General features: G+C 69.9%; 14 protein-coding genes, 2 tRNA genes and 1 pseudogene. 6 read left to right on the top strand and 11 right to left on the bottom strand.

Going from position 1 to position 16,734, the window contains the following annotated elements; translation table 11 throughout:
- Positions 1-395 precede the first annotated feature (395 nt).
- A complete protein-coding gene (locus FAF44_RS44175; protein WP_237109411.1) occupies positions 396-794 on the top strand; it encodes a hypothetical protein in 399 nt (132 codons plus the stop codon).
- Between the two features lie 163 nt (positions 795-957).
- Entirely contained in the window at positions 958-1,146 is a 189-nt protein-coding gene (locus FAF44_RS44170) for a hypothetical protein (RefSeq protein WP_237109410.1), read from the top strand.
- A gap of 7 nt (positions 1,147-1,153) precedes the next feature.
- Here FAF44_RS44170 and FAF44_RS44165 read toward each other — a convergent pair whose 3' ends face one another.
- The 8 genes from FAF44_RS44165 to FAF44_RS44130 form a co-directional block, all read right to left on the bottom strand.
- On the bottom strand, positions 1,154-1,822 hold the full coding sequence (locus FAF44_RS44165) for a response regulator (RefSeq protein ID WP_237109409.1): 669 nt from the start codon (positions 1,820-1,822) through the stop codon (positions 1,154-1,156).
- Entirely contained in the window at positions 1,819-4,329 is a 2,511-nt protein-coding gene (locus FAF44_RS44160) for a DUF4118 domain-containing protein (protein WP_237109406.1), read from the bottom strand. Before FAF44_RS44160 ends, FAF44_RS44165 begins: the two co-directional genes overlap by 4 nt.
- A gap of 142 nt (positions 4,330-4,471) precedes the next feature.
- Positions 4,472-4,548, bottom strand: a tRNA-Met gene (locus FAF44_RS44155).
- 108 nt (positions 4,549-4,656) lie between these two features.
- Positions 4,657-4,733 (bottom strand) — tRNA-Met (locus FAF44_RS44150).
- Between the two features lie 57 nt (positions 4,734-4,790).
- A complete protein-coding gene (locus tag FAF44_RS44145; protein WP_237109405.1) occupies positions 4,791-7,739 on the bottom strand; it encodes a UPF0182 family protein in 2,949 nt (982 codons plus the stop codon).
- A gap of 127 nt (positions 7,740-7,866) precedes the next feature.
- Positions 7,867-8,913, bottom strand: a complete 1,047-nt coding sequence (locus FAF44_RS44140) for a PDZ domain-containing protein (RefSeq protein WP_237109404.1) — start codon at positions 8,911-8,913, stop codon at positions 7,867-7,869.
- 10 nt (positions 8,914-8,923) lie between these two features.
- Positions 8,924-9,349, bottom strand: a complete 426-nt coding sequence (locus FAF44_RS44135; protein WP_237109403.1) for a molybdenum cofactor biosynthesis protein MoaE — start codon at positions 9,347-9,349, stop codon at positions 8,924-8,926.
- Positions 9,350-9,367: 18 nt separating this feature from the next.
- The gene (locus tag FAF44_RS44130) at positions 9,368-10,441 is read right to left on the bottom strand and encodes an NAD-dependent epimerase/dehydratase family protein (RefSeq protein ID WP_237109414.1); all 1,074 of its coding nucleotides are present in this window, start codon (positions 10,439-10,441) and stop codon (positions 9,368-9,370) included.
- 130 nt (positions 10,442-10,571) lie between these two features.
- Here FAF44_RS44130 and FAF44_RS44125 point away from each other — a divergent pair, with 130 nt between their 5' ends.
- Genes FAF44_RS44125 through FAF44_RS44115 form a run of 3 tightly spaced genes read left to right on the top strand, consistent with a single transcriptional unit; the run spans position 10,572 to position 13,389 of the window.
- On the top strand, positions 10,572-11,810 hold the full coding sequence (locus FAF44_RS44125; RefSeq protein ID WP_237109402.1) for a zinc-dependent metalloprotease: 1,239 nt from the start codon (positions 10,572-10,574) through the stop codon (positions 11,808-11,810).
- Between the two features lie 2 nt (positions 11,811-11,812).
- Positions 11,813-12,370 carry an NUDIX hydrolase gene (locus FAF44_RS44120; RefSeq protein ID WP_237109412.1) on the top strand — a complete coding sequence of 186 codons (558 nt, stop codon included), beginning with the start codon at positions 11,813-11,815 and terminating at the stop codon, positions 12,368-12,370.
- A 32-nt stretch (positions 12,371-12,402) separates the two neighbouring features.
- Positions 12,403-13,389, top strand: a complete 987-nt coding sequence (locus FAF44_RS44115; protein WP_237109401.1) for an endonuclease/exonuclease/phosphatase family protein — start codon at positions 12,403-12,405, stop codon at positions 13,387-13,389.
- On the opposite strand, the gene FAF44_RS44110 is transcribed toward FAF44_RS44115, so the two are convergent.
- From FAF44_RS44110 to FAF44_RS44100, 3 genes are all read right to left on the bottom strand, one after another.
- Positions 13,376-13,975 carry a hypothetical protein gene (locus tag FAF44_RS44110; RefSeq protein WP_237109400.1) on the bottom strand — a complete coding sequence of 200 codons (600 nt, stop codon included), beginning with the start codon at positions 13,973-13,975 and terminating at the stop codon, positions 13,376-13,378. The two genes, FAF44_RS44115 and FAF44_RS44110, sit on opposite strands and share 14 nt — an antisense overlap.
- Positions 13,972-14,487: a M48 family metallopeptidase gene (locus FAF44_RS44105; RefSeq protein ID WP_237109399.1), complete on the bottom strand. Its 516-nt coding sequence runs from the start codon at positions 14,485-14,487 to the stop codon at positions 13,972-13,974. Before FAF44_RS44105 ends, FAF44_RS44110 begins: the two co-directional genes overlap by 4 nt.
- Before the next feature lie 67 nt (positions 14,488-14,554).
- The gene (locus tag FAF44_RS44100; protein WP_237109397.1) at positions 14,555-15,334 is read right to left on the bottom strand and encodes an enoyl-CoA hydratase/isomerase family protein; all 780 of its coding nucleotides are present in this window, start codon (positions 15,332-15,334) and stop codon (positions 14,555-14,557) included.
- A gap of 255 nt (positions 15,335-15,589) precedes the next feature.
- On the opposite strand from FAF44_RS44100, the pseudogene FAF44_RS44095 reads away from it, so the two are divergent.
- Positions 15,590-16,734, top strand: a pseudogene (locus FAF44_RS44095) (ThiF family adenylyltransferase); the annotation flags it as partial.

Here is a 16,734-nt window from a genome sequence, read left to right as displayed (position 1 = left end):
TCAGCCGTTCAAGTCTCTGTCAAATTGACCCGACTTGCTCAACCTGCTTGGAATTAATCCCTGCCCCCTTTCGGAGACAACCCCTCTAACTTACCAGCCGATCCGAAGTGGTCCGAACCATCAACGGAGAAGACCTGAAGCCAGTGGGATTTTGCCGGGTATCTCGGAGGCTCTGTGAGCTCCTTGATCGCCCTGCGGGAAGCAACTCTAGCAGCCTGGCGCACCCACTTCGGCCCACTCAGGTAATCAGATGGTTCTCCCCTCACCACCTGACCCTCAAACCTCGCTAATGCCTTGCCATGCGACACCCCTGGGCAAGCCGACCGCAAGTCATCCGCAATCGACCCTCGGTACGAAGTAGGTACGAGCAGTCTGCGCTCCCGGAGGTGGCCGCTATGACCCGGTCAGAGTTCGACGACATCCGCGCGTTCCTCGCCGACGAGGCGACCCACGCCGGCGACCTGCTGCGCATCGCCAGGACTCTGATCGACGACCTGGAGCACGCCCGAATGCGCGAGGCCATCATGCGTACGCACTACCTGCGCCTGCTGACGGCGGCGCGGGCGACCGTCGCGGCCGAGACGTCGGGCATGCCCGACCCCCTGACCTTCCTCAAGGACGAGCTGGCCGAGCGCAGCCAACTCCCCCAGGACGGCGAAGCCGTGCAGCGCATCCTGTCCGACGCCCGCACGGCGGCCGCGTTGCTGGCCTGCCTGGAGGAGATGCCGCAACCGCGTCCGCGTGGCATACGCCTGCGTCGCTGCGTCGGCACCGGCCGCGCGCTCCCCCGCTGAACGGACGCGCCCCGCTGGAGCGCTGATCGCACCGTGGGCGAGCAGCGGAGGTCGCCGACGCACAACGGCCCACGCCCACGAAACCGACGAAGTTGCCGCCCACTGACGTCACGGCGACTTCGCGCATACCCCCTCTTGGCGGGCCGCCTGTAAGACTCCGCATATGTGGCAGCGGGGGCTGAACTGGGCGGCAATCATCATGGTCGGCATATTCGGCCTGATGTGGGTCGGCATCGTGATTTACGCGGACCAGGGTTCGCCCCTATGGATGCGCATCGTCCAGGTCGTCTTCGGCTTCCTGCTCCAGTGCTGGGCCATCCAGAAGGCGCTCCGGTTGCTCGGCAGGGTGTGACAGGGGCCTAAGGCTGGAACCGGTACCCCATGCCCGGCTCGGTCAGCAGGTGCACCGGCTGCGCCGGGTCGCGTTCCAGCTTGCGCCGCAACTGGGCCATGTACTGGCGCAGGTAGTGGGTCTCCTTCAGGTAGGAGCTGCCCCAGACCTCGGTCAGCAACTGGCGCTGGCTGATCAGCTTTCCCGGGTTGCGCACCAGGATCTCCAGGAAGTGCCACTCCGTGGGCGTCAGGCGGACGCCGTCCGAGATCGTCTTTCGGGTCAGGTCGATGACGTGCTCGCCCACCTGGACGGTGGCGTCCTCGTCGTCGCGCTGCCCGGTGCGGCGGGTCACGGCGCGCACCCGCGCGAGCAGTTCGTCGATGCTGAACGGCTTGGTCACGTAGTCGTCCGCGCCGGCGTCGAGGGCGTCGACCTTGTCGGTGCTGTCGGCACGCCCGGACAGCACGATGATCGGTGTCGAGGTCCAGCCGCGCAGCCCCTGGATGACCTCCACGCCGTCGAGATCGGGCAGGCCCAGGTCGAGGATGACCAGGTCGGGATGCCAGTCGGCGGCCACGCGCAGCGCCGTGCCCCCGTCGGGGGCGACCGCGACCTCGTACTGCCTGGCGGCCAGGTTGACGCGCAGCGCGCGCAGGATCTGGGGCTCGTCGTCCACCACGAGCACGCGGGTCATGCGGCCCGCCGCAGTGAGACGGTCATGGTCAGTCCCCCTCCGGGTGTGTCCTCAGGGACGAGCGTGCCGCCCATCGCCTCGGTGAGACCGCGCGAGAGCGCCAGCCCGAGCCCCACGCCCGTGTGACTGTCGCGGTCACCGAACCGCTGGAACGGCAGGAACACCCTTTCATGCGCTTCGGGAGGAATGCCGGGCCCCTGGTCGATGACGCGGATCTCCACGTACTCGCCGTACCAGCTCGCCCGGACGCGTACGGGCCGGTCGTCCGGGCTGTGCCGGACGGCGTTCGCCATCAGGTTGACCAGCACCCGTTCCAGCAGCGCGGGATCGGCCAGCACCTCGGGTGTCCCGGGCGGGATCTCGGTGACGAGGCCGCCGCCGAACGGGCCGACGTCGTCCAGCACGTGCGGCAGGATGTCCTCGATCGCCACCGGTTCGAGCGTGACGCCGAGCACCCCGGCCTGCAGCCGGCTCATGTCCAGCAGGTTCGTCACGAGCCGGTTCAGCTTGATCAGCGACTCGTCGGCGGTGGCGAGCAGTTCGGCGCGGTCCTCGTCCGACCAGGTCACGTCGGTGCTGCGCAGGCTCTCCACCGACGCGATGGCCGAGGCGAGCGGCGTGCGCAGGTCGTGGCCCACGGCGGCGAGCAGCGCCGTACGCATCCTGTCGGCCTCGGCCAGCGGCCCGGCGCGGTCGGCGGCCTCACGCAGCCGCTGTTGCCGCAGCGCCACCGCGGACTCCGCCGCGAACGCCTCCAGCACCCGCCGGTCGCTGGCCTCCAGCGGATGCCCGCTCGCGGTGAGCATGAGCCGATCGTCGATCACGACGTCGTGGTCGGCCAGGCCCGGCCGGGTGACGGGCATCCCGCCCGAGGTGGCCACGACCCGCCAGCCGCCGAGTCCCTGACCCTCCCCCGCCGCTGCGGCCTCACCGCCCCGTTCGAGCAGGGTCACCGAGGTCAGCCCGAACGTCTCGCGCATCCGGGCCAGCAGCGACGGCAGCGCCGACTCGCCGCGCAGCACGTGCCCCGCCAGCGTGGACAGCACCTCGGCGTCGGCCCGCGAGCGTGCCGCCTCCCTGCTGCGCCGGGCCGCCAGATCGACGACCGTGCTGACCATGGCCGCCACCAGCACGAAAATGACCAGCGCGAGCAGGTTCTCCGGCCGGCCGATCGTCAGCGTGTACAGCGGCGGCGTGAAGAACCAGTTGAGCAGGCCGAACCCGAACACCGCCGCCGTCAGCGCCGGCCACATCCCGCCCGTCAGCGCCACACCCACGACGAGCAGCAGGAAGAGCAGGATGTCACTGGGCAGCGTGATGTCCAGCGGCCGGAGCACGATCGTGAGCAGCGGCATCCCGAGCAGCGCCAGCGCCCAGCCGGACGCCCGCCGCCTGCGGGTCAGCACGGCCACGGACCTGGCCCGGTAGCGCCCCTTGCGGATCGCCTCGTGCGGCACGATGTGCACGTCGATCGACCCGGCCAGCGCCGCCGTCGTCACGCCCACCCCTCGCGTGAACAGCCGGCGTCCCCGTGAGGCCCCGAGCACGAGCTGGGTGGCGTTCACGCCGCGGGCGAACTCGAGCAGCGCCCGCGGCACGTCGTGGCCGACCACCTGGTGGTAGGTCCCGCCCAGGTCCTCGACGAGGGTGCGCTGGCGGGCCAGGTGGGCGGGGTCCCCGCCCGAGGTGAGCCCGTCGGAGCTGGTGATGTGCACGGCCAGCAGGTCGGCGCCCTTGCCCCTGGCGGCGACGCGGGCGGCCCGCCGGATGAGCGTGTCCCCCTCCGGCCCGCCGGTGAGCGCGACCACGACGCGCTCGCGCGCCTCCCAGGTGCCGGCGATCGAGTGGGCGGCACGGTAGCGGTCGAGTTGTTCGTCCACCTTGTCCGCCACCCAGAGCAGGGCGAGTTCCCGCAGCGCGGTCAGGTTGCCCTCGCGGAAATAGTTGGCGAGCGCGGCGTCCACCCGTTCGGGCGGGTACACGTTGCCGTGGGCCATCCGGCGGCGCAGCGCCTCGGAGGACATGTCGACCAGCTCGATCTGGTCGGCCCTGCGCACCACCTCGTCGGGCACGGTCTCCCGCTGCGGCACCCCGGTGATCTGCTCGACGACGTCGTTGAGCGATTCGAGGTGCTGGATGTTGAGCGTGGTGATGACGTCGATCCCGGCGTCGAGGATCTCTTCGATGTCCTGCCAGCGCTTGGCGTTGCGGGAGCCGGGGACGTTGGTGTGCGCGAGCTCGTCGATCAGCGCGAGCACGGGGGCGCGTTCGATGACGGCGTCGGAGTCGAGTTCGGTGAAGGTCGCGCCGCGGTGCGTCATGGTGCGCCTCGGTACGGTTTCCAGCCCGTCGAGGAGCTTGGCCGTACGGGCCCGGCCGTGGGTCTCGACGAAGCCCACGACCACGTCCTTGCCCCGCTCGCGGGCGCGGCGCGCCTCGCTCAGCATGGCGTACGTCTTGCCGACCCCGGGCGCCGCGCCGAGGTAGACCCGCAGCCGCCCTCTCATTCCTCCAGGTTACGACCGGTATGGAGGCTTGCCGCCCCCGGCCACCGTGTCGGCCGGGGCACGGAAGATCTGGCCGGACCCAGGCCCGGGAAAAGAAAGAAGCCCCCGGTTTCCGGATGATCCGGAAACCGGGGGCTTCCCGTGGTAGCGGGGACAGGATTTGAACCTGCGACCTCTGGGTTATGAGCCCAGCGAGCTACCGAACTGCTCCACCCCGCGTCGGTGTGTTAGTACTTACTATACAGGCTTTCAAGCAGTGGTCGAACCGTAAACCCGCCCACTCACGCGAGAGCCCGGTCTCCGTTTCCGGAGGCCGGGCCATCGGCCTGGTAGCGGGGGCAGGATTTGAACCTGCGACCTCTGGGTTATGAGCCCAGCGAGCTACCGAACTGCTCCACCCCGCGTCGCTTGATGCCCTTGTAGGTTACCGGGCGGCGCGGGGTGGGCGCAAACTGAATGCGTCAGGAAGTGTCTCCTGCCGGTGTTTCCGTCGGGGACGCCGACGGCGAGGCACTGGGCGAGGCGCTCGGTGACGCCGACGGCGAGGCCGAGGCGGACGGCTCCGGCTGCGGCTGTTGCGCGTTCGCCCCCTCCAGCGCCTGCAGCGCCTCGTCCAGCCGCTTCTGGGCGTCGCCGTAGGCGTCCCAGTCGGGCGGGCTGGCCTGCAACGCCTTCTGCGCGTCCGAGTACGCCTTCTTGGCGTTGGCGATCGCGGAGTTCAGGGCCGTGCTGGAGGTGTTGGTCTCGCCCTGCTGGGTCTCGCTCTGCTGGGCCTGTTCCTGTTGTTGTTGCTCACCGCCGAAGACCTCGCGGAGCGCCTCGTCGAGCGTGCGCGCCACACCGATCTTGCTGCCGAACGACACCAGGACCCGCTGCAGAATCGGATACGGCTCCTGCCCGCCGCCCGCGGTCACCTGGATGTACACCGGTTCGATGTAGACCAGGCCGCCCGCGTACGGAAGTGTCAGCAGGTTGCCGTACCGCACCGACGAGGCGCCCACGCCCAGCAGGTTGAGCTCACCGGCGAAGCGGCTCTGGAAGGCGTTCTGGGCCTGTCCGGGACCTGGGATCGGGGTGCTCGACGGCGGCATCCGCAGGACCCGCATGCGGCCGTAGTCGGGGCCGGCCGTGGAGTTGACCGCCATGAACGCCGCCAGGTTGGGCCCCTGCCGGGGCACGAACGTCGTGGTCAGCGAGAACGCCGGGGTGTTGCTGCCCGGCATCGTGGTGGTCAGGTAGTAGGGCGGCTGCTTGATGTTCTTGTCGCCCTGGGTCGGGTCGCCGGGGACGTTCCAGACGTCCTGGCCGCCGTAGAAGGCTCCCGGGTCGGTGATGTGGTAGCGCGACAGGGTGTAGCGCTGCACCTTGAACAGGTCTTCCGGGTAGCGGACGTGCTGGCGCAGTTCGGCGCCCATCTCGGTGGCCGGGCGGATGACGCCGGGGAAGGCGTTGCTCCACGTCTTGAGCACCGGATCGTTGGCGTCCCAGGCGTAGAGCTTGACCGTGCCGTCGTAGGCGTCGACCGTGGCCTTCACCGAGTTGCGCATGTAGTTGATCTTGTCGCTCGGCTGCTGGGCGATCACGCGACGGTCGGTGGACGTGTCGCGCGTCATGTCGCCGAGGCTCTCGCTCTGCGAGTACGGGTAGTCGTTGGAGGTGGTGTAGCCGTCGACGATCCACTGGATGCGCCCGTCGATGACCGCCGGGTAGGGGTTGCCGTCGAGCGTCAGGAACGGCGCGACCTTCTGGACCCGCTCCCGGGGGTGGCGGACGTAGAGGATCTTGGAGTCGTCGTTGACGTCACCCGACAGGATGATGTTCGCCTCGCTGTACTTCGCGGCGTACAGCAGCCTGTTGAGGAACGAGCCGACGGGCACGCCGCCCGCGCCGGTGTAGGTGGTGTTCTTCTGGCCGGTGCCGCCCGTCTCGGGGTAGTCGAGCTCCATCGGCTTGGTGGGGTTGCCGCCGGCGATCACGTACTCGGAGGCGGACTCGTTCTCGCCGTAGTAGATCCGTGATTCCTTGAGCTTGGTGCTGTCGACCAGCGGACCGGTGACGGGCATGTCCTTGGAGTCGTACGCGGGCAGGCCGCTGGAGTCGACCTGGTTGCCGGGCGCGGCCACGAAGCCGTAGCCGTGGGTGTAGACCAGGGCCCGGTTGATCCAGTTGTTCTGGTCGCCGGGCGGACCGGTCAGCTCACGCACGCCGACGATGTGGTCGACCAGCTTGCCCGTGCTGTCGGGGTAACGGTCGACGTCGAGCGGGTCGGCGAAGCTGTAGAAGCCCCTGATGCGCTGAGTCTGCTCGTACGTCGAGCCGAGCAGGGCCGGGTCGAGCAGGCGCACGCCGGAGACGGAGGTGTCGCCGTTGGCCTGGACCTTGGACGGGTCGGCCTGCGCGTTGTAGGTCTCGACCTCGACCTTGTCGATGTTGTACGCCTCGCGGGTGGCCTCGATGTTGCGTTGGATGTAGGCCGATTCCTTGCCGAGCTGGTTGGGCTTGACCTGGAACTGCTCGACCAGCGCCGGGTAGACGCCGCCGATCAGGATGGCCGAGAGCACGAGCAGGCCGAAGGAGACGCCCGGCAACATCCCGCCGGAGCGGAACACGCCGGCGAAGAACAGCACGGCGCAGATGAGCGCGATGATCGCGAGGATGGTCTTGGCCGGCAGCACGGCGTTGACGTCGGTGTAGGAGGCACCGTGTACGTAGCCGCGGTCGGAGAAGACCAGGCCGAAGCGGTCGATCCAGTAGGCGATGGCCTTGAGCAGCACGAAGATGCCCAGCAGCACCGACAGGTGGATGCGGGCCGCCTTGGAGGCGTGCACGCCCGGCGACTGCAGACGGAAGCCGCCGTAGAGGTAGTGCGTGATCGCCGCCAGGATGATCGAGATGATCACCGCGGTGAACAGGAAGTTCAGCACCATCCGGATGAACGGGTAGTCGAACATGAAGAACGAGATGTCCATCCCGAACAACTTGTCCGTCCGGCCGAACGACGCGCCGTTGTTGAACTTCAGCCAGGTCTCCCACTGGCCCGCGAAGGACGAGCCGGAGAAGACGGCGAGCAGCCCCATGCCGATGATGAAGATCAGCTTTCGGTGGGGATCGAGCGCCATGCGGTAGCGGTCGGCGCCACTGCCACCGCCGAAGATCGCCGGCCCGAACATCGGCCGGGTCTTGAACGCGAGCAGCATGTTGCCGCCCGCGATGCCGACCAAGAGCACCGCTCCGACCAGGAACAGCACGATTTGAGTGAGCACCACACCGCTGAAGATCGACGTGAAACCGGTCGAGTCGAACCACAGGTAGTCGGTATAGATGCCCGAGAAGAGGAAAAAGAGTGCCACGATCGCTACGAGAGCGATCGCAACAGGCAGAAGCAGTCGCGGTCGGCGGGGCATGCGCATCGCCCTGCCGGCTCCTGGGGTCCGGAAGCTCAAGGCCAACCCCTCGTCGTAATGAAAACGGTCCGTGTCTGGCAACTTACACCGCAGTGCCAGCCCTACGGCTAACGCACGACGGCCGCCAGAAGTTTCATCCAGCCTCGCACGCGGGCACTTGCCCCTTGCCCGTGCGCAGCGAGTCGAGCGCCAGCACCGCCTGGTGCAGGGTTTCGGCCTTGACCAGGCGAAGGCCGTCGGGGACGGCCTTCATGGCCTCCGCGCAGTTGCCCGGAGGAGTCAGGAAGATCGTGGCTCCGGCGTCCTGCGCGCCGATCATCTTCTGCGCGATGCCGCCGATTGCCCCGACCTCGCCCGTCGGCTCGATGGTGCCGGTGCCGGCGATCTTCTTGCCGCCGGTGAGCTCGCCGGGCGTGAGCTTGTCGTAGATGCCGAGCGAGAACATGAGCCCGGCGCTGGGCCCGCCGACGTCGCCGACGTTGATGTCCACCTCGAACGGGAACTTGAACTTGGCCTGCATCGTCAGGCCGACGATGGTCTGCTTCTGCGGCCCCGCCACGGTCTGCAGGGGAATGTCGAGCTTCTCCCCGGCCCGGGTGACGGTCAGCACCACGCTGTCGCCCGGCTTGTGCGCCTTGACGGCGTTCTGCACGGCGGTGACGTCCGCGGCGGCCTTGCCGTCGACCGCGATGATCTCGTCGTCCTTGCGGACCTTGCCGTCGGCGGGCTTGCCCTTCTCCGTCGACAGCACCCCCACGGCCACCGTGTACGGGATCTTGAGCTCGTTGAGCGCGGCGGCGGTCGCGGCGTCCTGCGAGTTGGTCATCTCGACGACGTTCTCCTCCTCGACCTCCTTGGGGTCGCGGTTGGGAGCGAAGATCGTCTCCTGCGGGACGACGGCCACCGTCGGGTCGAGCCAGCCGCGCAGCGCGGTCAGCAGGTCGATCTGGGCGGCCGGACCGCCCTGGTAGGCCACCGTGACCAGGTTCAGCGAGCCGGTGGTCGGGTAGGTCTGCCTGCCCTTGATCGAGATCACGGGCTTCTTGTCGACGTCGCCGATCGTGTTCTCCGTCGGACCGGGGCTCAGCACGACGTACGGGACCGGCCGGAACGCCCCGACCACCCCGAGCGCGAGCACGAGGAATCCCGCCAGCAGCAGGGTCAGGGCGCGTCGTGACATGTCGATGAGCTTATTCGCCGGCGCCGACCCACTCGGTCTCGCCGTCGGCGAACACCTGGTGCTTCCAGATGGGGACCCGAGATTTGAGGTCGTCGATCAGCCGGCGGGACGCCCTGAACGCCTCGTCGCGGTGCGGGGCGGCCACCGCGACGATCACGGCGATGGCGCCCAGCTCCAGTTCGCCCACCCGGTGGACGGCGGCCAGCGCCGTCACGGGGAAGTCGGCCGTCACCTTCTCGGCCACCTGCCGCAGCTCGGCCTCCGCCGTGGGGTGGGCCGAGTAGGACAGCCTGGTGACCGGCTTACCGTGATCCTGCTCACGCACGGTGCCCACGAAGAACACGGTGCCGCCCGCGGCGTGGCCGGCCACGGCGGCCTGCACCTCGTCGAGGGAGAGCGGGGTGTCGCGAATGCCGAGCAAGCGGATGACGTCCACGAGAGAGACTCTAACCGTTCATCCGCGCCGCTTCTTACGTACTTGACGGACGATCGCGGCGGTGCCGATCACGGCCACGGTGGCGCCGGCGGCGGTGAGCGTGGCCTCCTTGACCGGCAGGCGCCTGCCGACCACGGTCGTGCGGTTCTCCCGCAGCTCCAGGAGCTGTTCGAAGGCGGCCTCGTTGGTCCACGAAGGCTTCCAGCCGGCCTCGCGCAGCGCCGCGCAGTCGACCACCCACGGGTAGACGACGTAGTGCAGGTCGGTCGCGGGCGCCGGGGTGATGCCGAGGCGGTGCAGGCGCTGCGCGGTGCCGAACGTCAGGCCCGCGGGCAGTTCCAGGCTGCGGATGCCGGACAGCTCCTCGACCCGCTCCTGCTCCAGCCAGCCGTCGCAGCCGACCGCCACCACGCCGCTGACGACGCCGAGCGCCGCCAGTTCGAGCGCCGAGATCAGGTCGTCGATGTGGCAGAACTGCCAGTGCGGGCTGCAGCCCTTGACGGTCAGCAGCCGCGGCGACTCGAAGTGACGGGTGAGTACCGTGTCGACGCCCGGGCCGACGACGGCGGCCGGGCGCAGCACGGTCACCTCCAGGCCCGGATGGCTGCGCAGGGAGCGGCGAACCAGGGATTCGATCTCCAGGAAGTCACCGACCACGCCCGTGTCGGGCTCGGCCGCCACCGGGGAGTCCTCGGGCAGCGGCACCTCGTTGTCGGGCGCGGCCCCGTAGACCATCGCGCTGGTGACCAGCACGACCCGGCGCACGCGGGCGGCGGCGCAGGCCGTCAGCACGGTCTGGGCGGCGCGCAGGTTGTAGGCGCGCCGTTCACCGGGATCGGAGTCGACGGCGTAGTCACCGGCCAGATGGACCAGGACATCGATGTCGGAGATCCGGTTCGCCAAGAGCGGATCCCGTACGTCGATCACTCTCCACGTGGCTTCCTGGACGTCACCGCGTTCGTCGTCGATGGCCACCACTCTGCGGAAATCCGCGGAGGTCACGAGTTTCGCGAGCACGTCGCGGCCAAGGCCGGAGGCCGCGCCCGTTACGGCGACGACGGGTTGGCGCGGGCGTTTCGAGGTAGGCACCAGGTCCTCACTTTGCACTGATCCGCCGTAGGACGACTAACGTGGCGGATGTGGACTCCTCCATCCTGCACGAGGTAGAGCGGTGACTGACCTGCCAGGTCGCGAAAACGACCCAAACGAAAACCCGTTCGGCATGTTCGGCAACCCTGAGCAGATGGCTCAGGCGATGCGCCAGTTCGCCGACATGTTGTCGGCTCCGCAGGGCTCAGGCCCTGTCAACTGGGACATGGCGAAGAACATCGCCCGGCACGCCGTGGTCGCCGAGGGCGACCCGAGCGTCATGGAAGGCGAGCGCCGCCAGATCGTCGAGGCGCTCAGCCTGGCGGACCTGTGGCTCAACGAGGCGACGACGCTGCCCAGCGGCGTGTCCGCCCCGCAGGCCTGGAGCCGGTCGGAGTGGATCGAGAACACGGTCCCGACATGGCGCAAGCTGTGCGAGCCGATCGCCGAGCGCATGGTCGACACCATGGGCGGCGCGCTCGGCGGCAGCGGGCTGCCTCCCGAGGCCCAGCAGATGGCCGGGCCGCTGATGGGCATGCTGAAACAGATGGGCGGCATGATGGTCGGCCAGCAGATCGGGCAGGCGCTCGGCTCGCTGGCGCGCGAGGTCATCGGCACCACCGACATCGGCGTGCCGCTGTCCGACAAGGCCGCGTTGCTGCCCGGCGGCATCGCCTCCTTCAGCGAGGGCCTGGAGATCCCGGCCGACGAGATCCGGCTGTATCTGGCGCTGCGCGAGGCCGCCCACCACCGGCTGTTCCAGCACGTGCCGTGGCTGCGCTCGAACCTGCTGGGCGCGGTCGAGGAATACGCCAAGGGCATCACGGTCGACACCTCGGCGCTCGAGGAGCAGATCCGCGGGCTCGACATCAACAACCCGCAGGCCATCCAGGAGGCGCTGAGCGGGGGCAACCTGCTCAAGCCCGAGGAGACCGAGCGGCAGAAGGCCGCGCTGGCGCGGCTGGAGACGATGCTCGCGCTGGTCGAAGGCTGGGTGGCCACCGTGGTCGACAAGGCCGCGCAGGGCAAGCTGCCCTCCGCCGTGGCGCTGGCGGAGACCGTACGCCGCCGGCGCGCCACCGGCGGGCCCGCCGAGCTGACGTTCGGCACGCTGGTGGGGCTGGAGCTGCGGCCCAGGCGGCTGCGCGAGGCCGCGGCCCTGTGGCGGGCGCTGGAGAGCGCGCGCGGCCTCGACGGGCGCGACGCGCTGTGGGGCCACCCCGACCTGATGCCGACGGCCGAGGACCTCGACGACCCCGAGGCGTTCGTCCTGGGCGAGGCGGCGTGGGACATCTCACAGCTCGAGACCAAGCCTGACGACTCCCACCCGGACGACTCCGGGCCCGACGACGGCAAGGACGGCCAAGCTTGAGCCTGCTGCACCAGGACGCGGTGGAGGTGCTGTCCGCCTGGACCGCTCCCACCCCGGAGGAGGAGGCGCTGCGCGCCGAGTTCCTCAAGCACCTGCGGGCGCACGACGACGCGATGTCCCGCGAGTGCGTCCCCGGACATCTGACGGCGACCACGGCGGTGCTGTCGCACGACGGCTCCAAGGTGCTGCTCACGTTGCACCCCAAAGCCGGGAAATGGCTGCCGATGGGTGGCCACTGCGAGGCCTCCGACACGTCACTCGCGGCGGTGGCGCTGCGGGAGGCGTGGGAGGAGTCGGGGATCTCCGGGCTCGACCTGCTGCCGGGCCCGCTCGCGGTCGACAGGCACGCCGTGTGGTGCCATCCGCCGCAGAGCTGGCACCTCGACGTCGAGTACGCGGCCGTCGCGCCCGCCGGGGCCGAGGCCGTGATGAGCGACGAGTCGCTCGACCTGCGCTGGTTCCCGGTCGACGCGATCCCCGAGCCGACCGACGAGGCGACGCGCAGATTGGCCGTACGCGGACAGGCCGCGCTCAACTCGGGCTCGCGCATGCTTGGCTAGAGTCCATTGCGTCGTTCCAAAGGGGGGCCTGCGTGGAGACTTCCGCCGTCGGCGGCACGATCGTGACACCCGTCCGCAACCGCAGGAAATTCCCCACAACGGCACTGACCTGGGTCGCGGTTACCCCGTTCGCCGCCTGGGCGGTGGCCAGGGTGGCCGGGCTCGAGCGGGGTTCGCTGCCCACACAGCTCATGACCGCCACCCCGTACGCGGCGGCGGGCTCGCTCGTCCCGCTGCTGATCGCCGCGGTCGGGCGCCGGCGCGCCGCGGCCGTCGTGGCGCTGCTGTCGGCCACGGCGCTCGGCTTCAGCGTGCTGCCCAGGGCGCTCGGCACGGCCGAGGCCACCACCGGCAGGCCGTTCAAGGTCATGACGATCAACATGCTGTTCGGCCGGGCGGACGTCGCGACGATCATGAAGCTGGTGCGGGAGTTCGGCCCCGACGTGCTGAACACGCAGGAGCTGACCCCCGGCGCGGTGGCCGACCTCGACGCCGCCGGGCTGAAGGAGATCATGCCGTACCGGGTGTTGCAGGACGAGTGGAGCGCAGGCGGGAGCGGGATCTACTCCAGGCATCCGGTCGAGGCGCTCTGGGACCTCATGCCGCCCGTCGGGCACCAGATGCCGGCGGCGACGATCGCGCTGCCCGGGGGTGCTCCGATCGAGTTCATCGACGCGCACCCGTTCCCGCCGCTGGGGCCGCAGGTCGGCGACTGGAACACGGCGCTGGCCGCCTTCCCCTCGGCCTCCCCCGACCGGATCAGGATCATCGCGGGCGACTTCAACGCCTCGCTCGACCACGCCGCCATGCGGGGGCTGCTGTCGCGAGGCTACAAGGACGCGGCCGACCAGGTGGGGGCCGGGCTGATCCCCACGTGGCCGGCGAACAAGCGGGTGCCGCCGCTCATCACGATCGACCACGTGCTCGTGGATCAGCGGGTGGGGGTGCGGGAGGTCAGCGTCCGCGACGTGCCCGGCACCGATCACCGGGCCGTGCTGGCCGAGCTCACCGTGCCCTGATCAGCGCCCTGGTGTTGTCCCAGCCTTCGAGGCCGGGGTCGAGGCGCTCGACGTCCTCCGGTCGTCGCAGGCGGTGCCAGCCAGGGGTGGTGGCGACCCGGCGCGGGCCCGGGGCCTGCGCGCGCAGCTCTTTGACGACGTCGTACGCGTCGAGGTCGAAGTCGGCCCAGGACGGGGCGGGGAGCGCGCAGGCCATGGCCACGGCGCCGCCGCTCTCGGCCGGGCAGATCGTGATCTCTGCCCTGCCCAGTTCCCTGAACAGCTTGCCGATCAGGAGAGGTGGCAGGTCGGGGGCGTCGGCGTTGACCACGGCCACCTGATCCTCGCCGGACGAGCCTGGCCGGAGGCGGGTGAGAACGGCCGTCAGCGGCTCGTCCTCGGCGACCGTGATCACCTCGGTGCCGGGCCAGACGATGTCGTCGAGGCCGGGGACACTGGTGAGCAGCACGGGGGTGACGAGTTCGAGGCCGGCGACGACCTCGTAGGTGTCCTCCGCCACCGCCCGCAGGAACTCGTCCGGATCGACGCCCCGGGGCGCCGCCTGTGCCATGCGCTGTCGTGCCAGGACCGCGGCGATGCGCGTCAACACTCCTCCGGTGCCGTGTGGGCCGCCGCGGAGAATCCCTCGAGGAACCCGCGGGCCCGCTCCGCCTTCGGATACTGTTCTACCAGCGCCCAGAACTTGGGCCCGTGGCTGGGCACCAGGAGGTGCGCGAGCTCGTGGATGATCACATAGTTGATGACCCATTCGGGCAGGCCCTTGAGCCTGGTGGAGATCCGGATCGTACCGGTCTCGGGGGTGCACGAGCCCCAGCGGTGCTGCTGGTTGTCGACCCAGCGCACGCTCACGGGGTCGGGCTCGCCGTCCATGTACTTCGCCGACAGTTCCTTGGCGCGTTCGAGCAGGGCCTCGTCGGTCGGCCGTCGCCTGCGTTCCTTGGCGGCCAGCCGATCGAGCATGCGGCTCACCCATTCATCCGCGTCTTCGCCGCTCAGCCAGGCGGGCAGCAGCACGATCGTCTTGTCACCGTCGCGGTATGCGGAGACCGTTCGCCGGCGACGAGAACTGCGACGAACCTCGACTGTCTCGGGGGGCACATATGCACGGTAGCCGAGACTGACGAAATTCCACAGAGGTTGGACCTTGTTTCTGCTGGTCAGATGATTAAGAGCCGGTGAATTTGGGCATGCGCCTTTCCCGATGCGCGGCCAGTCCCTCGATCATGTCGGCGGACGTCATGGTCACCGGCTGAGCCAAGGATTCCCACCTCAGAGCGGCTTCCAGGTCTTGATGGTCTTGGTTCAGGGCCACTTTGGTGAGCCTTGTGGCAATGGGTGCGTTCTGGACGATCTTCTCGGCTATGCCTCCCACCTCCGACATTAGGTCATTTTTCGGGAAACTTTGATTTACTAGACCTTTATCCGCTGCTTCCGTTCCGGTCACCGTGCGCCCCGTCAGCAGCATCTCGCGCGCCAGCCCGGCCGACCTCCTCGGCAGCAGGTACGTGGCCGCCATGCCCGGGTGCAGCCCCAGGGACGCGAACGGGGCCAGGAGCTTGGCGTCGTCGGCGGCGTACACGAGGTCGCAGGCCAGCGCCACGCACAGGCCCGCCCCCACCGCCGGGCCGTTGACGGCGGCGACGGTGGGGATCTCGAGCTCCGTGATCATCAGCCAGGTGCGGTAGAAGGCCAGCATGCGTTCGCGCAGCGCCGGCACGGCCTCCGCGCCGCGCTCGCCGATCCACGACAGGTCGCCGCCGGAGGAGAACGCCGTGCCCGCACCCGTCACGACGAGGCAGCGGGCCTCCCGGTCGGCGGCCAGGCCCGCCATGGTCTCGCGCCATTCCGCGGTCATGGTGTCGGTCATGGCGTTGCGCATGTCGGGACGGTTGAGGGTGATGAGTACGACTCCGTCGTCTTTGCGATCAACCGAGAGCTCGTTCATGCGGGGAAGCGTAACGCGGACGCATTCGCCGGAACGGGCACTTGGCGCGCATCGGCCGTACTGGGGCGGTCCATCGGAGATCACGTTAACGGGTCCTGAAATCGAGCTATCGGAGGACCGAATCCCCTATGGACAGAGAGATCCGCCCTGGCTGATCTTTTCTTCGTCCACAGGCCGGAGCGCATTTCGTGAGTTGTCCACAGCCGCCGCCGAACCCGCTCGGGATCTTGCTCCGGCATGGAAACCTTTCCCGCCATGAGGCCACGTGTGAAGCCCGCCCTGCGACGCGTTCTGCGCGACGAGCGCACCCTGCAACTCGGCACCCACCCCCTGCGTGCGGTCACGCTGAGCGGCCTGACCCCGTCCGCGCGAGAGTGGGTGGAGGGTCTCGACGGCACCCGCGATCTGGAGGCCGTCCTGCGTGCCGCGGCCCGCGCGGGTCTCGACGAGTTCCGCGCCCGGTCCCTGCTCGACCAACTGGCCGCCCAGGGCGCGATCCACGACGCCGCCACCGGTCCGGGCTCCCTGCGAGACCTGCCGCTGCCCGAGCGAGATCGCCTCAGACCCGACCTCAACGCCCTTGACCTCGCCTCCACCGCCCCCGACGGCATGATCGCCCTCTTCGAGCGCCGCAGGGGGTCACGCGTGCGGGTCTACGGGGCAGGGCGGATCGGGGCGCAGGTCGTCGCCCTGCTCGCGGCCGGAGGGGTGGGCCACGTCCGGGTCTTCGATCCCGAGCGGGCGCGGCCACAGGACATCACCCCCGGCGGGCTCACCTGGGCGGAGATGGGCATGACCCGCGAGGCCGGCGCGGTGGCGGTCGCCAGACGGCTCACGTCGGGGGGCCGCACGCCGCCGGCGACCGACGAGCCCACCGAGGCGGAGCTCAAGGAGGCGTTCGGCAAGGCCGGGATATCGACCTCCGCTGAGGCCACGGCGACGTCGGGCCGTGCCGACCGGGCCGCCGGCCGGGTGTCCACCAGGGCCACCGGGGTCGGGAGGGCCGCGGGGGTGGCCCGGAACGCCGTGGGCGCCGCCCGTTCCGGTGCTGAGCCCGTCCCGGGGAGCGCGCGTTCCCGCGACACCCCGGCGGCGGCCCCCGTCCGCGCGCGCCCAGCGTCACCAGGTGGCACCGGTGCCGCCGCGGGCCGCGGGGGTGGTGGCGGCTCCGGCGCCCAGCCCGCCGCGCCACCCGTGCCGCCGGTCGCCGACTCCCGGCTCCGGCCCAGCGCGCCTCAGCCCCGGAGCGGTCAGCAGCCACCGCGGTCCGTCCCCTCGGCCGCCCCCGGTCGTCATCGTGCCGAGCCGGGCCGGGAGGCCGAGCAGAGCCGGCACGCCGACGGACAGCGGCGGGAGGCCGACGGGCCGGGGCGGGGGGCCAAGCCGGTCCGGCTCGGCAC

The organism is Nonomuraea sp. MG754425 (assembly GCF_021699195.1).
Classification (GTDB): Bacteria; Actinomycetota; Actinomycetes; order Streptosporangiales; family Streptosporangiaceae; genus Nonomuraea.
The sequence above is the reverse complement of the archived record's forward strand: the minus strand, read 5'-3'. Positions and strand labels throughout refer to the sequence as shown.